This is a genomic window from Roseateles noduli (assembly GCF_050626985.1).
GTDB lineage: Bacteria > Pseudomonadota > Gammaproteobacteria > Burkholderiales > Burkholderiaceae_C > Roseateles > Roseateles noduli_A.
The window spans coordinates 5,809,096-5,834,007 of sequence record NZ_CP192463.1; the positions used below are offsets into that span (position 1 = coordinate 5,809,096).

At 69.3% G+C, this 24,912-nt stretch carries 20 protein-coding genes; 10 read left to right on the forward strand and 10 right to left on the reverse strand.

Going from position 1 to position 24,912, the window contains the following annotated elements; genetic code table 11:
* Positions 1 to 27: 27 nt before the first annotated feature.
* From prpF to metE, 3 genes are all read left to right on the forward strand, one after another.
* Positions 28 to 1,248 (forward strand): 2-methylaconitate cis-trans isomerase PrpF, encoded by a 1,221-nt coding sequence (prpF, locus tag ACQ4L4_RS25365; protein WP_431101558.1) that lies wholly within the window; start codon positions 28 to 30, stop codon positions 1,246 to 1,248.
* A 108-nt stretch (positions 1,249 to 1,356) separates the two neighbouring features.
* Positions 1,357 to 2,220, forward strand: a complete 864-nt coding sequence (locus ACQ4L4_RS25370; RefSeq protein ID WP_431101559.1) for an isocitrate lyase/PEP mutase family protein — start codon at positions 1,357 to 1,359, stop codon at positions 2,218 to 2,220.
* Between the two features lie 247 nt (positions 2,221 to 2,467).
* Complete coding sequence (gene metE / locus ACQ4L4_RS25375) at positions 2,468 to 4,759, forward strand: 5-methyltetrahydropteroyltriglutamate--homocysteine S-methyltransferase (RefSeq protein ID WP_431101560.1); 2,292 nt, start codon at positions 2,468 to 2,470, stop codon at positions 4,757 to 4,759.
* Between the two features lie 68 nt (positions 4,760 to 4,827).
* Here metE and ACQ4L4_RS25380 read toward each other — a convergent pair whose 3' ends face one another.
* A complete protein-coding gene (locus ACQ4L4_RS25380; protein ID WP_377157865.1) occupies positions 4,828 to 5,313 on the reverse strand; it encodes a hypothetical protein in 486 nt (161 codons plus the stop codon).
* Between the two features lie 108 nt (positions 5,314 to 5,421).
* Here ACQ4L4_RS25380 and ACQ4L4_RS25385 point away from each other — a divergent pair, with 108 nt between their 5' ends.
* A complete protein-coding gene (locus tag ACQ4L4_RS25385) occupies positions 5,422 to 5,685 on the forward strand; it encodes a VF530 family DNA-binding protein (protein WP_067278335.1) in 264 nt (87 codons plus the stop codon).
* Here ACQ4L4_RS25385 and ACQ4L4_RS25390 read toward each other — a convergent pair.
* From ACQ4L4_RS25390 to ACQ4L4_RS25415, 6 genes are all read right to left on the reverse strand, one after another.
* Entirely contained in the window at positions 5,645 to 6,352 is a 708-nt protein-coding gene (locus tag ACQ4L4_RS25390; RefSeq protein WP_431101561.1) for a GNAT family N-acetyltransferase, read from the reverse strand. The genes ACQ4L4_RS25385 and ACQ4L4_RS25390 overlap by 41 nt on opposite strands.
* A gap of 133 nt (positions 6,353 to 6,485) precedes the next feature.
* Entirely contained in the window at positions 6,486 to 8,924 is a 2,439-nt protein-coding gene (locus ACQ4L4_RS25395; protein ID WP_431101562.1) for a mechanosensitive ion channel family protein, read from the reverse strand.
* A 153-nt stretch (positions 8,925 to 9,077) separates the two neighbouring features.
* Entirely contained in the window at positions 9,078 to 9,500 is a 423-nt protein-coding gene (locus tag ACQ4L4_RS25400; protein ID WP_431101563.1) for a hypothetical protein, read from the reverse strand.
* A gap of 173 nt (positions 9,501 to 9,673) precedes the next feature.
* On the reverse strand, positions 9,674 to 9,976 hold the full coding sequence (locus tag ACQ4L4_RS25405) for a CrpP-related protein (RefSeq protein ID WP_377157847.1): 303 nt from the start codon (positions 9,974 to 9,976) through the stop codon (positions 9,674 to 9,676).
* A 443-nt stretch (positions 9,977 to 10,419) separates the two neighbouring features.
* The gene (locus tag ACQ4L4_RS25410) at positions 10,420 to 10,938 is read right to left on the reverse strand and encodes a hypothetical protein (RefSeq protein ID WP_431101564.1); all 519 of its coding nucleotides are present in this window, start codon (positions 10,936 to 10,938) and stop codon (positions 10,420 to 10,422) included.
* Positions 10,939 to 11,062: 124 nt separating this feature from the next.
* Entirely contained in the window at positions 11,063 to 12,568 is a 1,506-nt protein-coding gene (locus ACQ4L4_RS25415) for a helix-turn-helix domain-containing protein (RefSeq protein ID WP_431101565.1), read from the reverse strand.
* A gap of 185 nt (positions 12,569 to 12,753) precedes the next feature.
* Here ACQ4L4_RS25415 and ACQ4L4_RS25420 point away from each other — a divergent pair, with 185 nt between their 5' ends.
* Genes ACQ4L4_RS25420 through mmsB form a run of 5 tightly spaced genes read left to right on the forward strand, consistent with a single transcriptional unit; the run spans position 12,754 to position 18,435 of the window.
* Positions 12,754 to 14,262 carry a CoA-acylating methylmalonate-semialdehyde dehydrogenase gene (locus ACQ4L4_RS25420; RefSeq protein WP_431101566.1) on the forward strand — a complete coding sequence of 503 codons (1,509 nt, stop codon included), beginning with the start codon at positions 12,754 to 12,756 and terminating at the stop codon, positions 14,260 to 14,262.
* Positions 14,263 to 14,277: 15 nt separating this feature from the next.
* Complete coding sequence (locus ACQ4L4_RS25425; RefSeq protein ID WP_431101567.1) at positions 14,278 to 15,438, forward strand: acyl-CoA dehydrogenase family protein; 1,161 nt, start codon at positions 14,278 to 14,280, stop codon at positions 15,436 to 15,438.
* Positions 15,439 to 15,471: 33 nt separating this feature from the next.
* Positions 15,472 to 16,275: an enoyl-CoA hydratase gene (locus ACQ4L4_RS25430; RefSeq protein WP_431101568.1), complete on the forward strand. Its 804-nt coding sequence runs from the start codon at positions 15,472 to 15,474 to the stop codon at positions 16,273 to 16,275.
* A gap of 9 nt (positions 16,276 to 16,284) precedes the next feature.
* Positions 16,285 to 17,493, forward strand: a complete 1,209-nt coding sequence (locus ACQ4L4_RS25435) for an enoyl-CoA hydratase/isomerase family protein (RefSeq protein WP_431101569.1) — start codon at positions 16,285 to 16,287, stop codon at positions 17,491 to 17,493.
* Positions 17,494 to 17,529: 36 nt separating this feature from the next.
* Positions 17,530 to 18,435, forward strand: coding sequence for a 3-hydroxyisobutyrate dehydrogenase (gene mmsB, locus ACQ4L4_RS25440; RefSeq protein WP_431101570.1), 906 nt, complete (start codon positions 17,530 to 17,532; stop codon positions 18,433 to 18,435).
* Here mmsB and ACQ4L4_RS25445 read toward each other — a convergent pair.
* A complete protein-coding gene (locus ACQ4L4_RS25445; RefSeq protein WP_431101571.1) occupies positions 18,368 to 19,414 on the reverse strand; it encodes a hypothetical protein in 1,047 nt (348 codons plus the stop codon). The genes mmsB and ACQ4L4_RS25445 overlap by 68 nt on opposite strands.
* Before the next feature lie 147 nt (positions 19,415 to 19,561).
* Between ACQ4L4_RS25445 and ACQ4L4_RS25450 the strand changes: the two genes are divergently transcribed.
* Positions 19,562 to 20,485, forward strand: a complete 924-nt coding sequence (locus tag ACQ4L4_RS25450; RefSeq protein ID WP_431101572.1) for a LysR substrate-binding domain-containing protein — start codon at positions 19,562 to 19,564, stop codon at positions 20,483 to 20,485.
* On the opposite strand, the gene ACQ4L4_RS25455 is transcribed toward ACQ4L4_RS25450, so the two are convergent.
* Together ACQ4L4_RS25455 and ACQ4L4_RS25460 are read right to left on the reverse strand one after the other, a co-directional pair.
* On the reverse strand, positions 20,472 to 22,760 hold the full coding sequence (locus tag ACQ4L4_RS25455; protein ID WP_431101573.1) for a GAF domain-containing protein: 2,289 nt from the start codon (positions 22,758 to 22,760) through the stop codon (positions 20,472 to 20,474). The genes ACQ4L4_RS25450 and ACQ4L4_RS25455 overlap by 14 nt on opposite strands.
* Positions 22,761 to 22,971: 211 nt before the next feature.
* Positions 22,972 to 24,840: a glycoside hydrolase family 9 protein gene (locus tag ACQ4L4_RS25460; RefSeq protein WP_431101574.1), complete on the reverse strand. Its 1,869-nt coding sequence runs from the start codon at positions 24,838 to 24,840 to the stop codon at positions 22,972 to 22,974.
* Positions 24,841 to 24,912: the final 72 nt, after the last annotated feature.

The window sequence follows — 24,912 nt, forward strand, 5'->3', positions numbered from 1 at the left end:
AGGCCTGCAACAACGACGGACACAGCAATGAGCTTTCTCCCTCAAGTGAAGATCCCCGCGACCTACCTGCGGGGCGGTACCAGCAAGGGCGTGTTCTTCCGCCTGGACGACCTGCCCGAGGCCGCGCGCGTGCCCGGCGCCGCGCGCGACCGGCTGCTGATGCGCGTCATCGGCAGTCCCGATCCCTACGGCAAGCAGATCGACGGCATGGGCGGCGCCACGTCGAGCACCAGCAAGACGGTGATCATCTCGCGCAGCACGCGGCCCGGTCACGACGTCGACTACCTGTTCGGACAGGTGGCGATCGACACCGCGCTGGTCGACTGGTCCGGCAACTGCGGCAACCTGTCCGCGGCGGTCGGTCCGTTCGCGATCCAGGCGGGCTTCATCGATGCCTCGACGCTGCCGCGCGACGGCATCGCCACCGTGCGCATCTGGCAGGCCAACATCGGCAAGACCATCGTCGCCAAGGTGCCGATGCGCGACGGGCAGGTGCAGGAGAGCGGCGACTTCGAGCTCGACGGCGTGACCTTCCCGGCTGCGGAGGTGGAACTGGCCTTCCTCGATCCGGGCAATGACGACGCCGATGGCGACGATGCCGGCGGCGCATTGTTCCCGACCGGGAACGTCGTCGACGTGCTGACGATGCCCGAGGATCTCGTCCCCGGCGGCCAGCTGCGCGCGACGCTGATCAACGCGGGCATCCCGACGGTCTTCGTCGATGCGAAGGATCTGGGCTACTCGGGCACCGAGCTGCAGGATGCGATCAACGGCGATGCCGCGGCGCTGAAGCGGCTCGAGGCGATCCGCGCGCACGCCGCGCTGCACATGGGCCTGATCAAGACGCTGGACGAAGCGAAGACCCGTCAGCACACGCCGAAGCTGGCCTTCGTCGCGCCGCCGTCGACCTACCGCTCGTCGAGCGGCAAGACCGTCGAGGCCGGCAGCATCGACGTGCTGGTGCGCGCGATGTCGATGGGCAAGCTGCACCACGCGATGATGGGCACGGCGGCGGTGGCCATCGGCACCGCGGCCGCGATCCCCGGCACGCTGGTGTGCGAGGCCGCGGGCGGCAAGGCGCTGCCGGCGGTGCGCTTCGGCCATCCGTCGGGCAAGCTGCGCGTCGGCGCGGAAGCGGTCCAGGAAGGCGGCCCGGGCGGCCCATGGCGCGTGACGCAGGCGGTGATGAGCCGCAGCGCGCGCATCCTGATGGAAGGCACCGTGCGCGTGCCCGCCGAGGCGCTGTGACCGCCTCCCGTGGATCGACGCACGACGTCCGCCGTCCCGACCTTGAGCGACGCCGATCGACGTGGATCAACGGCCTCCAATGAATTCAGACAAACGAAGAGAACTGACATGACATCGACCCGCAAGACGCTGCGCGCGCTGGTGAACGAACGCCGTGGCGTGCTGGTGCCGGGCGCCTTCAACGCGCTGTCGGCCAAGGTGATCGAGGACCTCGGCTTCGAGGCGATCTACGTGACCGGCGCCGGCGTGACCAACATGTGGTTCGGCCTGCCGGACCAGGGCTTCATGGGCCTGTCCGAGATCGCCGACCACACCGCGCGCATCCGCGATGCGGTGAACCTGCCGCTGATCGTCGACGCCGACACCGGTTTCGGCAACGCGCTGAACGTGCGCCACACCGTGCGCGTGCTCGAACGCGCCGGCGCGGACTGCATCCAGCTCGAGGACCAGGTGGCGCCCAAGCGCTGCGGCCACTTCACCGGCAAGGAGGTCATCTCGACCGAGGAGGCGGTGAGCAAGATCAAGGCGGCGGTGGATGCGCGCCGTGACCCGGACTTCCTGATCATGGCTCGCACCGACGCCTGCGCGACGCAGGGCTTCGAGGCCGCGATCGAGCGCGCCCAGCGCTTCGCCGAGGCGGGCGCCGACATCCTCTTCGTCGAGGCGGTCACGAAGGCGGAGGAGATCCGCGCGCTGCCGCAGCGCCTGTCGACGCCGCAGCTGATGAACATGGTCATCGGCGGCAAGACCCCGATCACCGATGCGAGCGAGCTGCAGCAGATGGGCTACGGCGTCGTGCTGTACGCCAATGCCGCGCTGCAGGGCGCGGTGGCCGGGATGCAGAAGGCGCTGGGCGTGCTCAAGACGCAGCGCCGCATCGATGAGGATCCCAACCTGGTCGTGCCCTTCGCCGAGCGCCAACGCCTGGTGGGAAAGCCGGAGTGGGATGCGCTGGAGAAGAAGTACACCTGAGTACTTCGACGGCCCTCAGCCCTCACCCCCACCCTCTCCCGCAAGCGGGAGAGGGAGTGAGAATGCACCCCGCTGGCCGGAGGGCAGGGGTGAGGGCCAGCGGCGGTGGAAGTGCTCAGGCCTTCTCGCTCACACCGCAATGAATGCCATTCAAGTTCTCTTGAATTAATATCGTTTTACGTCATGGAGAACGGTCCCTACGCTTCGGGACCTTTCAGCAGTTGATCTCCCGGGAGGGAGCCTCGCCATGACCACGATCCACAACCTCGGCTTTCCCCGCATCGGCGCCAGGCGCGAACTGAAGTTCGGCCAGGAGGCCTACTGGAAGGGCCAGTCCACGCGCGATGAACTCCTCGCCCTGGGCGCCCAACTGCGTGCGAAGCACTGGGCCGACCAGCAGGCGATGGACCTGGTGCCTGTCGGCGACTTCTCGTTCTACGACCAGGTGCTGGACATGAGCTTCACGCTCGGCAACCTGCCGCAGCGCGTGCGCGACTTCCACGGCGACACGCTGGACAACTACTTCCGCGTCGCCCGCGGCCGCTCCGCCGACAGCGCCGAGGCGCATGCGCGCTGCTGCGGCGGTGTCGCCGCCGGCGAGATGACCAAGTGGTTCGACACCAACTACCACTTCATCGTGCCGGAGTTCGATGCGTCCACGACCTTCAAGCTCGACGCCTCGCGCCTGCTGGCGCAGCTGTTCGAGGCGAGGGTGAAAGGCGTGAAGGCCAAGCCGGTGATCGTCGGGCCGATGACCTATCTGGCGCTGGGCAAGGCGAAGGACGACTCCGACCGCCTCGCGCTGCTGCCCAAGCTGCTGCCGGTCTACGCGGAGCTGCTGAAGACGCTCGCCGCGCAAGGCGTGGCCTGGGTGCAGATCGACGAACCGATCCTCGTCACCGACCTCGAAGCCGGTTGGGCGCAGGCGTTCAAGACCGCCTACGCGGCGCTGGCGGGGTCAGGTGTGAAGCTGCTGCTCGCCACCTACTTCGGCCAGCTCAAGGACAACCTGGCGCTGACCGCCGGCCTGCCGGTGCAGGGCATCCACCTGGACGCCGTCAATGCGCGCGACGAAGTCTCCGCGCTGACGGCGGCGCTGCCCGCGGACCGCGTGGTGTCGCTGGGCGTGATCAACGGCCGCAACATCTGGAAGAGCGATCTCCATGCCGTGCTCGACTGGCTGGAGCCGGTGGCCGCGACGCTCGGCGAGCGCCTGTGGATCGCGCCGTCGTGCTCGCTGCTGCACGTGCCGGTCGACCTCGCGAGCGAGCAGAAGCTCGATGCCGAGGTGAAGTCCTGGCTCGCCTTCGCGCTGCAGAAGCTGGCGGAGCTGGACCTGCTCGGCCGCGCGCTCAAGGGCGGCCGCGCTTCGGTGCAGGCCGAGCTCGACGCCAACCGCAACGCCGTCGAAGCGCGCCGCCGCTCGCCGCGCGTCAACAACCCCGCCGTGAAAGCCGCGGTCGCCGCGATCGATGCCAGGCTCGGTCAACGCCAGGCCGCCTACGCGCAACGTGCCGCGAAGCAGGCCGCGCTGCTGAAGCTGCCGGCCTTCCCGACGACGACCATCGGCTCGTTCCCGCAAACCGGCGAGATCCGCCACGCGCGCAGCGAGTACAAGGCCGGCCGCCTCGACGAGGCCGGCTACCAGGCGGCGATGCGCGCCGAGATCGAGCGCAGCGTCAACGAGCAGGAAGCGCTGGGGCTTGACGTCTTCGTGCACGGCGAGGCCGAGCGCAACGACATGGTCGAGTACTTCGGCGAGCAGCTCGAGGGCTACGCGTTCACGCAGTTCGGCTGGGTGCAGAGCTACGGCTCGCGCTGCGTGAAGCCGCCGGTGCTGTTCGGCGACATCAGCCGCCCGAAGGCGATGACGGTCGCGTGGACCCGCTACGCGCAATCGCTGACCGACAAGCCGATGAAGGGCATGCTGACCGGTCCGGTGACCATCCTGAACTGGTCCTTCGTGCGGGACGACCAGCCGCGTTCGGTGTCGTGCAAGCAGCTCGCGCTGGCGATCCGGCAGGAGGTGCTAGACCTGGAGCGGGCCGGCGTGCGCGTGATCCAGATCGACGAGGCCGCGCTGCGCGAAGGCCTGCCGCTGCGCAAGTCGCAGTGGGGCGAGTACCTGGACTGGGCCGTCGAGTCCTTCCGCATCACCGCCAACGGCGTGGCGGACGAGACGCAGATCCACACGCACATGTGCTACTCGGAGTTCAACGACATCATCGCGTCCATCGCCGACATGGACGCGGACGTGATCACGATCGAGACCTCGCGCTCGGACATGGAGCTGCTCGATGCGTTCGACGACTTCAAGTACCCGAACGAGATCGGTCCGGGCGTCTACGACATCCACTCGCCCAACATCCCGACGCAGGAGCACATCGTGCAGCTGATGAAGAAGGCGGCGGAGCGCATCCCCGCCGAGCGTCTCTGGGTGAACCCGGACTGCGGGCTCAAGACCCGTCAGTGGGCGGAGGTGATCCCGGCGCTGACCAACATGGTCGCGGCGGCGAGGACGCTGCGGCAGTCGGTCTGAGCTTCTCCCTCTCCCGCTTGCGGGAGAGGGCAGGGGTGAGGGCCAGCAGCCTCACGCACGAACTGACGTCAGGGCTTCAGGAAGTCGTTCTCGACCCAGGCCGCGGCGCTCGCCTCGTTGAACTTGAAGCCGGCCGCCACGCGCACCTGCGCGAGCTGCTCGCCGTCGTCGTTCAGTGCGGTCAGCGTCGCGTACGGGTTGTCCTCGTCGGGAACGATGTCGAGCAGCACCTGGATGCGGCCGTTGTCCGTGTCCAGCTTGACGCTCTTGTGCAACCGGGCGTGCAGCTGCTGCTCGTGACGGCGCAGCACCTCCGACGCCGTCTTCACCAGCGTGTGGAAGGCAGCCGCATCGAGCGGCTTCGGGTTCTTCTTGTCGCGGCCCATGGTCCAGGGGCCGACCAGCGCAGGCTCGGACTCGCCGATCAGGGTCATGGCGACAGCCCAGCCTTCGTCGTCCTCGTTCTTGATGACCTGCGCGGTCCAGCGCTCGTCCTGCCACGTGCGCGGCTCTTGAATGATGGGGCGTTCTTCGTCGGGGGAATTCGTGCTCATGCCGATGAAGGTACCACGCGGGCGGGAGCGCCGAAGCGTGCCGGGGCGCGCTTCGCGTCGACCGTCGCGGCGCGGCCATGGCCCGGCGCGACCGGCGACAATCCATTCATGACCGAGTCCGCCCCGCCGCCGCAAGAGCAACCGCGCAACCCGTTGCACGGCCTGACGCTGGAAACCATCGTGACCGAGCTGGCCGCCGAGTACGGCTGGGACGGCCTCGATGAGCGCATCCCGCTGCGCTGCTTCGCCTTCGAGCCGAGCGTCAAGTCCAGCCTGAAGTTCCTGCGCAAGACGCCGTGGGCGCGCGAGAAGGTCGAAGGGCTCTACCTGTTCATGCTGCGGGAGCGGCGGCGGAACACGACGCGACCGTGACCGACGCGGCCGTGACCGGCGAGACCATGGCCCATCCGAGCGCCTGATACAACGCGGCGCCGGCCTCGGTCGCCACCAGCACGCCGTGCGTGGCGCCGAGATCGATGCAGGCCATCGACAGCGCGGCCATGACGCACCGCCCGAGGCCCTTCCTCCTGTGGGCCTCTGACGTGACGATCTGATCGAAGGTCGCAAACGCGCCGTCGATGGCGGCCTGACCGCTCGCGGCCAGTTCTCCCGAATCGGCAACGATCTTCGCCAGCACCAGGGCGCCCACCCGTTCGGTCTCGACGCGGTAGCCCGCGATGACCGGGCCCGCGCTCGCGGTCAGCGGGACGCTCATCAGGAACTCAGGGGCGTGAACGGTCCAGTCGTCGGAGAGCAGGGGCGACACGTCCTGAGACGGCGCGCAGACCTTCAGCCAGATGCCGGGCCCGCCTTCGGTGGCGACGAGCTGTCGAAGGACGTCGGGATCGAAGCGAGGAAAGACGTAGCGGGTGAGCTGCTCGGGCTTGCCGACAAGGATCTGGAAGTAGCCGGTGCGTTCGACCGGCGCCGGCGTGCTGCGGGAAATCGCCCAGCCACGCGCCCAGGCGCTGGCGGCGATCGATGGATCGAGCGCGCCGGATTCGGGCTGGCCCATTGAATTCGAGGTGGCTGAGTTCATGCGTGGCTGGAGTGGCGAAGAGACAGGCCGTGACGCCTCGCGTGTCCGGGAACGCCGCGGCGCGAGCGCCATCTTCTTCCGTGCGCCGCCGGAGCGCGGAAGGTCATATCCCGCCATGATCGAGCGCTGAAGGTCAGGCGCGAGGCTTGTCTTCTGGACGGTCCATGTCGCCGCGAGCAATGCTCCTGGCGGCGCCCTCGACGTCCTCCGGCATGCTCCGCAGGTGCACGTCCATCTGCGGATACGGAATGTCGATGCCGGCCTGGCGGAGCGCCGCGAGCACGCGGGCCAGCAGGTCGCCGCGAAGGGCCATCCATCCGCCGATGTCCTGCGTCCAGACGCGGACCACGAAGTTGAGCGAGCTGTCCGCGTAGCTGGTCATCAGCACCACGGGCGGCGGAGTGACGGACACGCCGGGCGTCTCGCGCGCCGCCGCGCCCAGCACCGCCAGCACCTGCGCCGGGTCCGACCCGTAAGCGACATTCACCGCGATCTCGATGCGGCGGCTGCGGTCGAACATGGTCCAGTTCGTCAGGTTCCCGCTCAGCAGCAGGCCGTTGGGCACCACCACGTCGGCGCCGTCGAAGGTGCGCAGGATGGTGGCGCGCAGACCGATCTCACGCACGGTGCCCGACGTGCCCGCGGCGTCGACCATGTCCCCCGGCTGGATCGGACGCTCGAACATCAGCACCAGGCCGGAGACGAAGTTGTTGACGACGCCTTGCAGTCCGAATCCGATGCCCACGCCCAGCGCTCCGAACACCAGGGCGAGCTGGCTGACCTTGAAGCCCGCGGCGGACAACGCCACCAGCAGGCCGAGCAGCAGGACGCCGTAATAGCTCAACGAGGCGATGCTGTTGCCGACACCCCGCGGCAAGGCCGCATGGTGGGGCAGCTCGTCGCGCAGCAGTCGACGGACCGCGCGGGCCACCCACAGGGCGAGCCAGGTGGACAGGAAGAACACCAGGACGTCGCCCAGGTGGATCGAGACCTCTCCCACGTCGACGCCGAGATCGAGCACGTCGGCGCCGACGGCGCGCAGGGGCCGGAGCACGCGGAACCGGTCCATGCTGTAGAGGAGCCAGCCCAGCCACGCGGCGAGCACCAGCAGCCGGGTGGCCATCACCTCCAGCGTCGGTCCGTGCTGCCGGACGAGCTTGCGCTGCGCCAGCTCGGGCTGCCGTCCGAGCGCGTGCAGGATGCCGCGCACAGCCGCCACGCCCGCGTAGAGCAGCAGGGCCATGTAGCCGCTGTCGATCACGCCGCTGGTCAAGGTTTCCGCCAGGGAGATGTTCCCGCCGATGTTGGACGCGACGGAGACCGTGAGCACGGCCAGCACGGCCCAGCTGATCCGGCGGACCACCGTCCGGAGACGGCTCTCGCCGGTGGCGCGGTCGGCAGGCGCGCGGCGGAGCAGCCACACGGTGAGTCCCATGGCCAGGAGGCTCACGCCCAGCGTGTAGAGCCGGTACAGGCCGACGTCGGCCGGCACCGCCACGCCCAGGCGGTCGACGATGTAGAGCGCCACCGCGACGTAGGGCCAGACGCCCAGCGCGCGCACCGTGCCGGACGGCAACAGGCGCAGCACGGGGATGAGCGCCAGCACCAGGGCGAGTTCCTGGACGAGCAGGGGAGCGTCAGGCTCCAGCACCAGCACGCCCAGCATCGCCAGCAGCAACCACGACGAGACGGGGCGACGCAGGGCGCGCGTCACGTGGCTCGGCTCGCTGTCATCGGGCGCGCGTCGGCTGCGCACGGCCAGCCACAGGATGAGCGGCAGCAGCAGGATCTGGATCATGCGCAGCGCCTGCTGGTTCCCGCCGTCCGCGGCGTGATAGTCCACCGCGAACTGGCGCTCGATCTCGAAGCCGCGTTCCATCGCGGCGAGCGCTCCCGCCGTGCCGGTGCTGGGCCAGAACTCGCTCCACAGCGGCGGCACGTCCGTCCGCAACAGCTGGCGGTCGATCTCATCGATGGCCGCGTCGACCTCGTCGTGACCGGCGTCGATGCGGGCCTTCAACTCGCTGGCGCGCTGCGTCAGGTCGAACTGCTTGGCCAGCACGAGGCTCAGGGACGCTTCGGACGCATCGAACTGCGCGAGCATCGTGTCCACGCGTGCCGAGAGCGCCGGGGGAAGTCCGTCGAGCAGGCCCGCGGCGCGCGTGGCCGACCACGCGGCGCGACGCTGGGCCAGCTGGACCGCGGTGTCCGCGTACGGCGCCAGCGCCCGGGTGGAGCGCTCTTCCCATCGAGCGAAGCGGCGTTCGTCGAAGTCCCAATGTCGCGCCAGGCTTTCGAGGCGCATGACCGTCAGCGTGCGCAAGGCGCTGCCCGCCGCGGCATTGAGCTTGGCGTTGACCGGGCGCGCGATGTCGTCGAGCTCCCGGGCGAGACGTTCGGACGGGTCCGGCGCCTGAAGCAGCCGTTTGACCCGATCGACGCGTTGCAGGTCCTCGTCGGCGCGCGTCAGGATGTCGGGCGTGGCGACGGGGCTGACCGTGACGGTCCCCGACGCGGTGGCGGGAGGCGGCTCCGGACTGGCCGTCGCGAGCGTCAGCAGTGGGGCCAGCAATCCTGCGACCAGGAGCCGTTGGACGCGTCGAAGGAAGGGGGTGGGCAATCCGCGCATTTGGCAAGGGATTGTGCATGCGCGCCCCGTGTCCCCGCCGACATCCTCATGGCGCGTCGGCCCGCGCGCCGCCGTTCATGAACAGCCGGCCTGCCTTCAGCCGCGGCTGGACTGCGGCAGCTTGCTGTCGGGGGAGGGCTGGCGCCCGGAGCGGCGCGACGGGAATTCCTCCGGGTGATGGTCGTTGAGGCGATCGCTGGGTGGCACATCGCTGCCCTCGGGCAATTCTTCGGGCGGCGCGGCACCTGCAACATCGGACGACTGCCGGGCCGGTTCCGCCTTGTCGTTGCCGGTGCGAACGGCGCCGGAGTTCGACGCGTCCTCTTCCTCGTCTTCAGGGACATCGGCGCCGGTCGACTCACCCACGGGGCGGTTGTCCCCGACCGGGTCGTCGTCTTCGTTCTCGGGACGCGACGTTTTCGGGGCTTGCGTGCCGCCAGGCGAGGTACTGCTGTTCATGATGAGACCTTCGTTGTGCCGAGAGACCGGCTCAACGACTGGAGGCAAGTTCGAGGCCATGACCTGTTCGCCCCGACGTAAAGACGGCGTCGCTTGGCGTCATGCGCCAGCGGTGTCGTCCCGCGGCGATGAGTCCGGACCCGCGCGACGAGGCCGCCCGGTAATCCGGGCCGATAACGAGGAAACGCGGAGAGAACATGCGGGCCTGGAGGCCGGGCCTGGTGCGGGGCCGTTCAGTGATCGTCCTTCGTGCGGTAGGTGTCGCCGCGCTCGGTGGCGGCCTTGTCGTCGGTCCTCGACTGGGCCTCGTGGCCGCTCTGCCACGCGTCCTTGCGTTCCTTCCACAGGTCGGAGCATTCCCCGGTGCTGGTGGGCAGGTTGGACGTCTCGTCCATCGGATTCCCGGAAGACCCGTCGCCGCGTGCCGCGGCCTTGGCGCCTTGCCGCTGCAGCTCCGCCCGCTCCGCGGTGGGCAGGCCGCGTTCGGCGCCGGGTCGTGGTCGCTTGTCCGGGTGGGGTTTGGTACTGCGCTTCATCGTCCTCTCCAGCCTTGATCGTGAGCCCCATTAGGCGCTTGTCGCGAAGCGCAGGGGGCGATGTGGAATTCTTCAACCCGTGAAGCGATACGACACCAGCGACTCGCTGTCGCTGTCCGCCACCAGCGCCGTGTCCGCGTGTCAGCGACAGGCGTCAGCCGACGAGTGTTCTCATCGCCGAGACCGATGACCCAGCAAGACCAGGAGTGGCAGTCTGATCAGCACATCGAAGGTGTCAAGGTCCTGCATCGCCGCCACTCTGGCGTCGTTCTCGAGCGTGCCGCCGCGCTGCGTGTACTGGCGTCGAGCTTCTTCGATTTCGCTCGACCGCGGCGTTGCCGGGCAAGCGCATTCGCTGCAGCGCTCGCATGCGGGCGCGTTCGAGCGGCCGCAGGACAGGCAGGACCAAGCGTAGGAGGGCATGTGGGGATGTTAGATCGACGCTAGGTGAAGCTGCAGATGAAATACGGCCCGGTCAGGTGCTCGCATCCCACCAGGTCGCCGTCGAAGCTGGTCCGATCGCGATCGACCGAAGGATCCTGCCAGGCAGGCGCGTGGATCACGCCGTACCAGTTGTCCAGCATTCCGCCCATGGGAAAGGCCAGATCCGCGTCGCGCCCTGGCTCATGGATACACCGTTTCGTAGCCACACATGACGGCACCTCTCCGTGCGCGGCTTCGCGGACCGCTTGCTCGAAGTAGGCGCGTTCGGTCCAGAACCAAGCCTGCTTGGCGACGACGTTCACGCCGCCGGACATCCAGGCCGCCCACACCACGAGGGTGACAACGCATGCTCGGAGGCAGCGCACGCGATGCTCGCCTCGCCAAGCTCCGATGGCGGTGCTGAGGAGCGCCACGAGCCCGCTGATGAAGACCATCAGCGTGAGGGGCATGCCGAGAAACGGATTGATCTCGAGCTCGTAGAACGACAGGGCGAAAACGCCGACGATGAAGATCGCCACTGGGGCGAACGAGAGGCACCTGCGGGCGTTTTCAACAAGACTCATTGGCTGCGCTGGAGGAGACATCCGCGCAGCGTAGAGGCCGATGGTGTGGTCAGCGTGAAGTGGTCGACCGAAGCATCCTTCAACCCGTGAACCGATACGACACCAGCGACTCACTGTCGCTGTCCGCCACCAGCGCCTTGCCCGCGGGCGGGAACGCGCGCTGGACGCAGTGCTCGCGCGGGCACACGCGGCAGCCGGGGCCGATGGGGATGGCCTGCTTGGACACCGTGCTCTCGTCGAAGTTCAAGCCCTCGGCGTAGACCAGCTCCCGCGCATGCGAGATGTCGCAGCCGAGCCCGATCGCGAACAGCTTGCGCCGCGCCAGGTAGCCGCCGCCGCCGTGTCGCTCGATGGTCCGCGCGATGCCGAAGAAGCGGCTGCCGTCGGGCATCTCCGCGATCTGCGTGAGGAAGCGACCCGGCTGCGCGAAGGCCTCGTGCACATGCCACAGCGGGCAGGCGCCGCCGTGCCGCGCGAAGTGGAAGCTCGTCGCGCTCTGCCGCTTCGAGATGTTGCCCGCCTGGTCCACGCGCACGAAGTAGAACGGCACGCCGCGGTTGCCGTTGCGCTGCAGCGTCGAGAGGCGATGGCAGATCGTCTCCACGCTGACCTGGAATCGCTGTTGCAGCAGCTCGACGTCGTAGCGCGCGTTGCGCGCCGCGGTGAGGAACTCGCCATACGGCAGCAGCGTGGCGCCGGCGAAGTAGTGGGCGAAGCCCTGCCGCGCCAGCGCGCGCGTCGCTTCGTCGACGAAGGCGCCGGCGCCGAGTTCCGCCTCGATGGCATCGGCCTCGGCGATCAATGCGTACTGCGTGGCGAGCTGGAACGCCTGCTGCGCATCGCTGAGGAAACGCGGCATGCGCAGCAGCCGTCGACGCGCGTCGTAGTGACGCAGGAAGGCGTCTGACATCTCTTCCCGCGTCTGCGGGTCGTCGGCCACTTCGGTCTTGATCCCGTGGCGTTGCAGCAGCAGCTCGCGCAGCGGCTGCGCGCGATGGCCAGGGACCAGGCCGAGCGATTGCGCCAGCTGCTCGCCGCGCAGGTCCAGGTCGTCGAGATGGTTGTTGCGGCGATTCAGGTGATCGCGGACGGCCTCGTGCGGCAGCGGCTCGCCGCGGAACGAGGGCGGCGCGCCCGCCGCCTCGCGACCCTGCTCGCCGTAGAAGCGATCGATCATCTGCGAGTGCTCGTCCTGCAGCCGCAGGTAGCGCTGATGCAGCGCGACGTAGGACTCCGCCAGTTCCGGGGCCTGTTCCACCAGCCGCGCGACCTGTGCCGGCGCCATCGCCGTCGTGGTCAACGAGCGGTCGCGCAGCGCCGCGTCCAGGTCCGCGAGCAGCTGCTGGTCCTGCTCCTCCGAGAACTGCCCGATGCCACCGCCGAAGACCTCCGCGAGCTTGATCAGCACACTCGCCGTGACCGGCCGCTGGTTGGTCTCGATCTGCGACACGTAGCTGAGCGACAGCGCCAGGCGGCTCGCCAGCTCGGCCTGGTTCCACTGCAGCTGCTCGCGCAGGCGGCGGATCCGCGGCCCGATGAACAGCTTGCGGGACGAACTCGACGGGGTACCGGTGGGGCTGGCCATGCGTTTCACAGCATTCGCTGATTTCACAGAATTTGTGTGGAGTGTTTTGCCTGGTCACCGCATCACAAGAGGAAGAACTGGCGTCTTGCAAAGTGTGTGGATAGATTCTCTGTGAAATTCAACCCACCGTCGAGTGCGCCGCAGAACGGGTCGCCACGATGGCATCGAACGCTTGGAAACCGTGCATGAGCCGCGAAGACTTGCCCCGTATTCCGTTGTTGATCAACGGCGAATTCGTCCAGTCGCGCAGCACCGAGTGGCGCGACGTGATCAACCCCGCGACGCAGCAACGCCTGGCCCGCGTGCCGATGGCCACACCCGATGAAGTCGAGGCCGCCATCGCCGCCGCGCAGGACGCCTTCAAGACCTGGCGCAAGGTGCCCATCGGGCAGCGCGCACGCATCTTCCTGAAGTACCAGCAACTGATCCGCGACAACATCAAGTCGCTGGCCGCGACGCTGACCGCCGAGCAGGGCAAGACCCTCGCCGATGCCGAAGGCGACGTGTTCCGCGGGCTGGAGGTCGTCGAGCACGCGGCCAACATCGGCTCGCTGCAGATGGGCGAGCGCGCCCACAACGTCGCCGGCGGCGTCGACACCTACACCCTGCTGCAGCCGCTGGGCGTGTGCGCCGGCATCACGCCGTTCAACTTCCCCGCGATGATCCCGCTGTGGATGTTCCCGATGGCGATCGCCTGCGGCAACACCTTCGTGCTGAAGCCGTCCGAGCAGGACCCGATGGTCACGATGCGGCTCGTGGAACTGGCGCTCGAGGCCGGCATCCCCAAGGGCGTGCTCAACGTCGTGCATGGCGGCGAGGACGTCGTCAACGCGCTGTGCGATCACGCCGACATCCGCGCCATCTCCTTCGTCGGGTCGACGCGCGTCGGCACGCTGGTCCACGACCGCGCGACGAAGGCCGGCAAGCGCGTGCAATGCATGATGGGCGCGAAGAACCACGCCGTCGTGCTGCCCGATGCGCACAAGGAGCAGACGCTCAACGCACTGGTGGGCGCCGCCTTCGGCGCGGCGGGGCAGCGGTGCATGGCCGTGTCGGTCGCGGTGCTGGTCGGCGCCGCGCGCGAGTGGCTGCCGGACCTCATCGCCAAGGCCCAGGGGCTGAGTGTCGGCGCCGGTGATTCGGCGACGACCGATGTCGGGCCGCTGATCTCCTGCGCGGCGCGTGATCGGGTGGAAAGCCTCATCGCCCGCGGCATCGAGGACGGCGCGACGCTGGCGCTCGACGGCCGCCTGCCGCCGCTCAGCGGCCAGTTGAAGGAAGGCAACTTCGTCGGCCCGACGATCTTCAGCGGCGTGAAGCCCGGCATGACGATCTACGAGCAGGAGGTCTTCGGCCCGGTGCTGTGCGTCGCCGAAGCCGCGACGCTCGACGACGCGATCGCGATGATCAACGCGAATCCCAACGGCAACGGCACCGCGCTGTTCACGCAGTCGGGCGCGGCGGCGCGCCGCTTCGAGGACGAGATCGACATCGGCCAGGTCGGCATCAACGTGCCCATCCCCGTGCCGGTGCCGCTGTTCTCGTTCACCGGATCGCGCGCGTCCAAGCTCGGCGACCTCGGGCCTTATGGCAAGCAGGTCGTCCTCTTCTACACGCAGACGAAGACCGTCACCGCGCGCTGGTTCGACGACGCCTCCACCGGCGGCGTCAACACGACGATCAGCCTCCAGTGAGCCGGTGAGCGCCTGATGGACTTCGAGCTCGACGAGCAGCAACGCGCCTTCCAGCAGGCGGCGCGCGACTTCGCCCGCGACGAGATGGCGCCGCATGCGGCCGGCTGGGACGCGCAGTCGTTCTTCCCGCGCGACACGCTGCGCCATGCGGGCGAACTCGGCTTCTGCGGGTTGTATGCGCCGGTGGCGAGCGGCGGACTCGGGCTGCCGCGGCTGGACGCGACGATCGTGCTGGAAGAGCTGGCCGCCGCCTGCCCATCGACGACGGCCTTCCTCAGCATCCACAACATGGCGGCGTGGATGGTGAGCACTTATGCGGCGGAAGCGATCGTGCGTCGATTCGGTCCCGCGTTGTGCAGCGGCGTGAAGCTCGCGTCGTACTGCCTGACCGAACCGGGATCGGGCTCCGACGCGGCGTCGCTGCGCACGACCGCGCGCCGCGATGGCGATGCCTACGTGATCGACGGCAACAAGGCCTTCATCTCCGGCGCCGGCGCGACCGACGTGCTGGTGGTGATGGCGCGCACCGGTGGTGCGGGTGCGGATGGCATCTCCGCGTTCCTGGTGGAAGGCGATTCGCCCGGGATCCAGTACGGCCGCAAGGAAGAGAAGATGGGCTGGAACAGCCAGCCCACCCGCGCCATCGCGTTCGACGGCGTGCGCGTGCCGGCGGAGCATCTGCTGGGCGAGGAAGGGCAAGGCTTCCGCATCGCGATGCAGGGGCTGGACGGCGGGCGCATCAACATCGCGACCTGCTCGGTCGGCGCGGCGCAGGGCGCACTGGCCGCGGCGCAGCGCTACATGCACGAGCGACACCAGTTCGGCCGCGCGCTCGCGGACATGCAGGTGCTGCAGTTCAAGCTCGCCGACATGGCGACGGAGCTCGTGTCCGCGCGGCAGATGGTGCGGCTCGCTGCATCCAAGCTCGATGCGAAATCGCCCGATGCGCAGGTGTACTGCGCGATGGCCAAGCGGCTGGCGACGGATATCGGCTTCAGCGTCTGCAACGAGGCGCTGCAGATCCACGGCGGCTACGGCTACATCCGCGAGTACCCGCTGGAGCGCTACCTGCGCGATGCGCGCGTGCATCAGATCCTCGAAGGCACCAACGAAATCATGCGCGTCATCGTCGCGCGCCGGATGTTACAGGACCAGGCGCCGGAAGCGATCCGCTGAAGCAGAACAGACAACCCGAAACCGGAGACCACGATGACTGAATCCCTCGACATCAACGCCGCCTACGCCGGCCTGCGCCTGGAGCGCCGCGGCCACACGGCCATCGTCACGCTGACGAATCCGCCCGCCCACACGTGGACGGCGGACAGCCTCGCCGCGCTGACGCGGCTGGTCGGCGAGCTCAACCGCGACCGCGAGATCTACGCGCTGGTCATCACCGGCGACGGCGAGAAGTTCTTCAGCGCCGGCGCCGACCTGAAGCTGTTCGCCGACGGCGACAAGGCCGTCGCCGCGACGATGGCGCGCCGCTTCGGCGAGGCCTTCGAAGCGTTGTCCGGATTCCGCGGCGTCAGCATCGCGGCGATCAACGGCTACGCGATGGGCGGCGGCCTGGAGTGCGCGTTGGCCTGCGACCTGCGCATCGTCGAGTCGCATGCGGTGATGGCGCTGCCCGAGGCGACCGTCGGCCTGCTGCCCTGCGCCGGCGGCACCCAATGGCTGAGCTGGACCATCGGCGAAAGCTGGGCCAAGCGCATGGTGCTGCTGGGCGAGCGTGTCGACGCGGAGACCGCGTTGCGCATCGGCCTGGCGGACGAGCTCGCGCCGAAGGGCGGGGCGCTGGCGAAGGCGCTCCAGTGGGCCGAACGCGTGCAGGCGCAGAGCCCCACCAGCGTGACCGCGTGCAAGCGACTGATCCAGGGCGCGCGCACCGCGCCGCCGCAATCGCAACTCGCGGCCGAGCGCGAGGCCTTCATCGGCCTCTTCGAGACCGACGACCAGCGCGAAGGCGTGCAGGCTTTCCTGGGCAAGCGCAGCCCTCAGTGGCGCAATGCCTGAGGAGGCCCGATGACCGTCTCCGAGAACACTGTCAAGAACGCCGGCCGGGACCGACACCAGGACGCCATCCAGGACCCGCGCCAGCGTCCGGGCGAACACAGCGAGGCGCCGGTGCTGTTCCGCGCGGTGGTGACTGCGTCGGGCCATCGTTTCGGCCACGCGACGCTGAACGCACCGGGCAGCCTCAACGCGCTGACCTTGCCGATGGTCGACCTGCTCCAAGCGCAGCTGAGCGCGTGGGCCGACGACCCGCAGGTGGCCGGCGTGATCCTCGACGGCAACAGCGAGAAGGCCTTCTGCGCCGGCGGCGACGTGGTCAGTCTCTACCGCGCGATGCGCGCGGCCGGACCCGGCAAGGTGCCGCGCGATGCCGCCGAGTTCTTCGAGCGCGAGTACCGCCTCGACCATACGATCCATCGCTATCCGAAGCCGCTGCTCGTCTGGGGACACGGCATCGTCATGGGCGGCGGCATCGGTCTGATGGCGGGCACCTCGCATCGCGTGGTGACGCCGCGCAGCAGGCTGGCCATGCCGGAGATCACGCTGGGCCTCTATCCGGATGTGGGCGGAAGTTGGTTCCTGTCGCGGCTGCCGGGGCGCACGGGCCTGTTCCTCGCGCTCACCGGGGCGCCGCTCAATGCGGCGGACGCGTTGTGGGCCGGCCTGGCCGATCGTGCCGCGCGCGTGGAGGACCATGGCGCGTTGCTCGAATCCATCGCGCATGCGCGCTGGGACGGTGAACGCGCAGCTGATGACGAGCGGCTCGACGACCTGCTGCGCGCGCTGCCTGCCGCTGAGCTGGCGCCGAGCCAGCTGGCGCCGCATCGCGATCGCATCGATGCGTTGATCGGTCCGCACGACACGCTGGCGACGATCGCGCCGCGACTGCGCTCGCTCGCCTGTGATGGCGACGCGTGGCTGGCGACCGCCGGGGCGACGTTCCAGAAAGGATCTCCGACATCCGCCGCGCTGGCCATCGCCTTGCAGCGCCGCCTGCGGCAAGCGTCGTTGGCGGAAGTGTTCCGGCTGGAGTACCAGGCCTCGGTCGGTTGCTGCGTATTCCCCGACTTCGCCGAAGGCGTGCGCGCGCTGCTGATCGACAAGGACAAGACGCCGCGTTGGCAAGGTAGCTCGCAGGACGACGGTGGCGAGGCGCATCTGGACGCGTTGCTCGCGCCGCGCTTCACCGGCCCCCACCCGCTCGCCGATCTGCGCTGAACGATCCGGTCATTCAACGACAAAGGAGACAAGACCATGAGCAACGCGACGACCGCTGAACGCATCGCCTTCATCGGCCTCGGCCACATGGGCGGACCGATGGCGGCGAACCTCGTGAAGAACGGCTACCCGGTCGCGGCTTTCGATCTGAGCGAAGTCGCCCTGACCGCCGCGCGCGCAGCGGGTGTCGCCGTCGCCCCTTCGGCGGCCGCGGCCGTGGAGGGCGCGTCGGTGGTGATCTCGATGCTGCCGGCCAGCAGGCACGTCGAGTCGCTGTTCCTCGGCGACGACGGCCTGATCGCCCGCATCGCCACCGGCGCCTTGGTGATCGACTGCAGCACCATCGCCCCGGCGAGCGCGCAGCGCGTCGCCGAAGCCGCGCGGGCGCGTGGCCTGGCCATGATCGATGCGCCGGTGTCCGGCGGGACCGCGGGCGCGGCGGCGGGCACGCTGACCTTCATCGTCGGCGGCGAGGCGGCCGCGCTGGAACGCGCTCGACCGGTGCTCGCCGCGATGGGGCGGAACATCTTTCACATGGGCGCCTCGGGCGCCGGCCAGGTGGCCAAGCTGTGCAACAACATGGCGCTCGGCGTGATCATGGCGGTGACCGGCGAGGCGCTGGCGCTCGGCGTGTCCCACGGACTGGATCCGCAGGCGCTGTCCGCGATGATGGCCGTCAGCACCGGACGCAGCTGGGCCACCGAGGTCTGCAACCCCTGGCCCGGCGTGAAGCCCGATGCGCCCGCGTCGCGCGGCTACAGCGGCGGCTTCGGCAGCGACCTGATGCTCAAGGACCTCGGCCTGGCGGTCGAGGCCGCGCTGCAGGTCGGCGCGGCCGTGCCGCTCGGCGAGCTCGCGCGCAATCTCTATGCGCTCAACAGCCGCGCTGGGCGGGGAGGCCTGGACTTCTCGAGCGTGCAGCAGCTGCTGACGGCGCCGTGAGCGCCAGCGCCGCATCGTCGCGCCACAGCGCGCGCTGCAGGGCGACCAGTTCATCGGGGGCGCCAGCGCCCTCGCGGGCGTTCCACTCCAGCTCGCCGGCCAGCCAGACCCGGCCGCCGCGCAGCTGACGCAAGGCGCGCAATGAGGCGAGCGTGCGCGCGCTGACGTCGGCATCAGCATTGGCGTCGGCATCGGCATCGGCATCGGCACTTCTGCTGGCGAGCGCGTCCGCGCCCTTGCCAGCGGTCGCGTTCTTGTCCGCGCTCGCGACCACGCTCGCCCGGCCCGAGCGGGCGATGCTCACGGACAGCTCCCGCTCGCGCGGCAGTCGCTGCGCTGCTTCCTTCAACTCATCGGAATCGATCGGTGCGTTGATGTGCAAACCGGCCACCGGCAGTTCGCAGGCAAGCGCCAGGTTGCCCGGCAGCAGCGCGGCGCCCGTCGTGAGCATCAGATGCTGATCGACGCCGAGCAGCCGCGCGTAGGCGCGCCGCAGCGCGTCCTGCCACGCCGGTTGAAGCGCTTCAGCGAGCATCGGCTCGTCGATCTGCACCCAGGTCACGCCGCGCGCCGCGAGCTTCGTCAGCAGCGCTTCATAGACAGGGAGCAGTCGGTCCAGGAGGCCGAGGCGGTCGAATCCGTCTTCCCCGTTCGTCCCGAGGAACAGCAGGCTCACCGGCCCGAGCAGCGCCACGCAGGGGCTCGCGGGGAGTGCGATGGCTTCGTCGATCTCGGCCAGCAGCGCGCTGGCGTCCAGTTGGAAAGTCGTGCCGCCGTCGAACTCCGCAGAGGGGGCGCCGACCAGCGACAGCATCTGCGTCACCGCATCGACGCCAGGCCGCGCGCCCACCGTCACGAAGTCCCGGCCCTTGGCCTGCTGCGCCCGCCACACGGCAGCGCGCGACGCAGGCGCTGGGGGAGCCTGCTCGACGGCTGCGGCTGCGATGGTGGGTAGGGCTGCGGCCGCGGTGGTGGGCACGGCCTGTGTCGCCTGACGAGGCCACCGCACGGGGTCATGAATCCTGATCATCTGAAGCGTCACTGGGTTGAATCTCGCTGCAGATGATCCCGGCTCGCTCGTTATGATTCAAACGAAACGTTTTTCAGTCGATCAACAATTTCATTCATGAACCTGCCCTTGGAACTGAGACACCTCCGCACGCTGCTGGCGGTGCGGGAGGCCGGGAACGTGTCGCGCGCTGCGCAGTTGCTCAACCTCACGCAGTCGGCGCTGTCGCATCAGCTCAAGGGGCTGGAGGACCACTACGAGGCAGTGCTGTTCGAGCGCAAGAGCCAGCCCGTGCAGTTCAGCGTGGCGGGCCAACGCCTGCTGCGCCTGGCCGAGCTGGTGCTGCCGCAGGTGGAGGAGGCCGACCGCGACCTGCGCCGCCTGGCCGCCGGTGCCGCGGGCCAGCTGCGGATCGCGGTGGAGTGCCACACCTGCTTCGACTGGCTGATGCCGGCGATGGACGCCTTCCGCAGCCGCTGGCCGGAGGTGGAACTGGACATCGTGTCCGGCTTCCACGCGGACCCCGTGGGGCTGCTGCATCAGGACCGCGCGGAAGTGGCCATCGTGTCGGAGGTGGATGCGGACGAGGCGGCGGTGGTCGTGCACCCGCTCTTCGAGTTCGAGATCGTCGCCCTGCTGCCCAAGGGTCATGTCTTGCTCGGCAAGCCGTGGCTGGAGGCGGCGGACTTCGCCGACCACACGCTGATCACCTACCCGGTGCCGGACGAGATGCTGGACCTCGTGCGCCGCGTGCTGAAGCCCGCCGGCGTGACGCCGCCGCGTCGCACCAGCGAGCTGACGGTCGCGATGCTGCAACTGGTGGCCAGCGGCCGCGGGCTGGCCGCGCTGCCGCTGTGGGCCGTCGAGAGCTACCTCGCCCGCGGCTACGTCGTGCAGCAGCGCATCGGCGAGGCGGGCCTGACCGGCCGGCTCTATGCGGTGAGCACCACCTCGCTGGCCAGCAAGCCCTACCTGGGCGACTTCGTGAGCATCATGCGCGAGACCTCGCTGCTGACGCTGCCGGGGGTCAGTCTGCTCTGAGCGCCGTGGTCGAGGCCCTCGAAGCGCTCGACGCCTTCGAGGCCCTGGAGGCAATCAGCGCCAGGCTCGCCAGGTCCACGGGTTTGGTGAGGTGCGCATCGAAGCCCGCGGCCTTCGCGCGGCGCTGGTCCTCTTCCTGCCCCCACCCGGTCAGGGCCACGATGTGCACGGCGGGGCCGATCTTCTCGCGGACGTGCCGGCAGGCCTGATAGCCGTCGACGCCCGGCAGGCCGATGTCCAGCAGCACCAGCCCCGGATCGAACGCCCGCACGTCGTCCACGATGCGGGTGGCGTCGTAGGCCACGCGGACCTCGCCGCCGCTCATCGTCAGCAGCATCGCGACACCGTCGGCGGCATCCTGGTTGTCGTCGACCACCAGCACGCGGAGGCCGGCCAGGTCGAGGTCCTCGTCCTCGCGTCCCGGAGCCGGCGGCGGCGCGGCGGGCGTACTCACGGGCAGGCGGATGACGAATTCGCTGCCGTGGCCGGCGCCCGTGCTGCTGGCCTCGATGGCACCGCCGTGCAGTTCCATCAGGCTGCGCGACAGCGCGAGCCCGATGCCCATCCCGCCATGTCGCGAGCTGTCGGAACGCGCCTGCGTGAACAGGTCGAAGATGTTGGGCAGCATCTCCGCGGCGATGCCGACCCCGGAGTCCTGGATGCGGAGCACCTGCTCCATGCCGGGTCCGGACGCGGCCGGCTGCAAGCTGGCGCGGATCGCGATCCGGCCGCCCGCGGCGGTGAACTTCACCGCGTTGTGGAGCACGTTCGAGATGACCTGCGACAGCCGCGTCGGATCGACGTCGAGCTGGCGTTCCGGATCATCCAGGTCCACCAACAGCTCGATGCCGCCTGCCGTGATCTGGCCGCGATGCGCCTCGAGCGCGCTCTCCACCAGCGATCGCAGGCTCACCCATTCGCGCTTGAGCTGCACCTTGCCGGACCGGATCCGCGAGACGTCCAGCAGGTCGTCGATGAGGTGGACCACCTGGACGATCTGCCGCTCCATCATCGGCCGGACGCGATCGATCAGCCGGGCGTCGCCGTTGGCGCGCTTGAGCACCTCGATGCCGCTGCGGATCGGCGCCAGCGGATTGCGCAGTTCGTGCGCCAGCACCGCGATGAACTCGTCCTTGCGGCGGGCTTCCTCGCGCAGCTCCCGCTCGCTTGCCAGCAGGGCTTCCTGCACCTGGTTGCGCTCGATCAGGTCGGCGGCCTGACGGCCCAGCAGGTCGAGGAAACGGAGCTCGCGTTCGGTGAGCTCGCGCGGCTCGCTCCAGTGCGTGGAGAACATGCCGATCGGACGACCCGACCGGCTGACGAGCGGCGTGGATTGCGCGCTTCGCACGCCGGCCGACAGATGCAGCCGGTTGGAGCCATCCGGGTCCGGCAAGGCCGGATCGTCGAAGCGCACGAACGACCGCGCGCCGGTCGCGAGCGCGATGCCGCACGGCGAGCCCGACGACGCATCGACCTCGGCGAAGTGCGCCACCATCGTCGGCGGAAAGCCGCGGGTGGCCAGGAAGCTCAGGGTCTGGGAGCGCTCGTCCAGCAGCTGGATGGTGCCGGCATCGCCATCGAGGATCTCGATGGCCGCTTCGAGGATCTCGCCATACAGGGCCGAGCCGCCGTCGGTGCCGATCAGGCGCGCGGCGACGTCCCGGAGCCGCCGCGTGTCGTTCAGCTCGCGCGTGATGACGCGTTCCACCTGGTCGCGTTCATTCAACAGCGCGGTGATGCGCTGGTTCTCCCATTCGAGCAGTTCGCGCGCATCGGCGGCGGCGGCGAGGGCTGTCCGGCGCTGCTCGTCCAGGTCCTGCGCGTCGAGCTGCGTGCCGATGAGCTTGGCGAACAGCTCCAGCGTCTGATGCAGCGCGGGATCGTCGAGCTTGGCCGGCTGCGGGTCGATGGCGCAGAGCGTGCCGAAGAACGAATCGTCGGCGCGGAAGATCGGGATCGAGACGTAGCTCTCGAAGCCGTACATCCGGGGCGTCGGGTGCTCGCGGAAGCGATCGTCCGTGCTGGCGCTGCCGAAGACGACGGGGCGTCCGTGCTGGCGGATCTCGTTGCAGATCGTCGTGACGAGCTGGAGCTCGTCCCCGGGCTTGAGCCCGAAGGCGATCTCGTCGCGTACGGCGCACGCCGTCCAGGTGGTGTCGGTCACGCGGGCGACGGCGGTGAAACGCATCCCGGTGAGACGCGCCATGGCGTCGAGGATGGTCGGCACGACGGCCATGCGGCCGATCGCGTCGATGTACTGCTGTTCCGTGCCCATCGGCGGATGTTAGCGCCGTCGCCTGATTCGCTCGCGAGCAGGGCCGCAGGGGTTAGCACGGAGAGGGCCGATGGCGACGGCTCGCCGCGCGTCGGCCATCGCGGTTTGAGGCGCACGAGCTGCGAAGCGCGGGCTACGGAGCGCGGAGTGCGGAGTGCGGAGTGCGGAGTGCGGAGTGCGGAGTGCGGAGGGCCAGGACGGACCTGGGGACCTAGGGCGACCCAGGTTGGCGCGCCATCGATGTCGCCGCCAGCAGCATCCACGTCGTATGCGGAATCCACTGCTCCACCCAGCGCCATTGCTCGTCGTCGGGACCGGGGCCGAAGGCGATGCCTTCGCCGGTGTCGCTGCCGACCGCGCCGGTGATGCCATTGGAGATGCCGCCGGCGAACATGTCGCCCGCGCTCGACGCCACCGTCGGCGGGTTGCGCTTGCCGAAGCCGTAGAGCATCGAGATGCCGTAGGGGTTGCGGCCCAGCGTCCAGTCGACCTGGTCCTGCGCGAAGGCGGCCCAGTCGGCGGGCAGGGCCGGGGAGACCTTGCGACCCGCCACCGCCATCGCGGTGCTCAACGACAGCAGTCGCGCGCTCTCGCCCTGCCACCAGTAGCCGGTCTCGTTCCTGTGCGGGATGAAGAAGCCTTCCAGCACCGGGCCTTCCGCCTTGCCGTCCTTCGCGAGCTGGAACGACTGCCGCGCATAGCCGAAGGGATTGGACACGCGCCGCGTGATGTCGACCTCGTGCTGCAGCGCTGACTTGATCGTCGTGGTGGCGCGGGTGCGTCGGGCGTCGTCGGTCTCGATGTCGAGGTAGTGGCCCAGGCTCAGCGCCGGCAGGCCGGCTTCGACCGCGTGGTAGTAGGGCCGCGTGCCGCCATCGCTGATGAAACTGCCGTCGACCGCCTGGCGTCGCATCAGGCTGTCGGCGCGCGTGCGTGCCGCGTCGAGGAAGCGCGCTTCCTTCGTCGCGTTGAACAACTCCACCGCGGCCATCAACGCGGTGTAGTCGTCGATGATGTTCTCGACGCCGTTGGCGGTGTACTGCGCGTTGAACTGCTGCAGGTGGTCGAAGGCCTTCACCGCGTCGGCGAGGTAGGTCTTCCCGTCGAAGCTGCCGTGGCGGCCCGACCGCGTCGCCAGCAGCGAGGCCCGCGCCAGCGCGGCGATCGCCATGCCGCCGCCGGCGCGGTAGGCCGAGCGGTAGAGCTTGGTGTAGCGCCCGTCATCGCCTTCGTAGCCGACGACCATGCGCTCGGCGCCTGCCGCGCCCCATTTGTCGAAGACCGTCGTGTAGAAATAGCCCTCGGCATCGAGGATGCGGTGCAGGTAGTCCGCGCCCCAGAAGGCTTCGTCCTGCGCGCGTTTGAGCAGCCCCGCGCGGCGGTACAGGTCCGCCGACGAATCCGCCGTGTAGGCCAGCGCCCAGGCCGCCATCGACGTCTGCTGCGGGTTGAAGAAATTCGCGTAGCCGAGGTGCGACAGGTACTTGCCGGTATCGCCGCCGGCATCCTTCCATCCGCCGCGGACGTCGACGAAGCGATCGGTCTCGAAGATGCGGATGCGTCGGTCGCCCTTGCCGGTGTGACGGCTGCGGTGGAAGTAGTCGAGCAGCTTGTCCGCGGTGATCGAGAACAGCGCCTGATCGCGCACCCGCACCGGCGCGGACGTCACGCGCTTGCCGTCGAGCGTCGCCTCGATGCGGTAGACGCCTGGCGTCTGCACGGCGGAGAAGTCCGCCTCGAAGTAGCGCCTGCCCGCGCCCCAGGCGGAGAAATCCGGCAGCGGCTTGAGCTCGCCCTCGGCGACGGTCTTGCCGCCGGAGAGCACGCGGTAGCGGCCCGTCTGCGCCGCGCCGGTCGACTCGACGACCCCGCGCTTGGGGCCGGTCCGTTCCAGCGCGACCTGGTTCAGCTGCACCAGCAGCGGATCGGCCGGCAGCGTGACCGAGACGGTGGTCTTGCGTTCCTCCGGCTGCGCATGAAGGACGGCCGGCACGACCGACAGGGTCGCGAGGGCCGCGCCCAGCGCGAGGGCGGAACGTCGGGTCGAGGAGATCCTGCGGCCAGTGGTGACTGTCTTCATGAGGTCGATGGTCGAGAGAGAGGGGAGGGGGTGGCGACAGCGACGGCGCGCCACCGGGACGCGCCGCCGCTT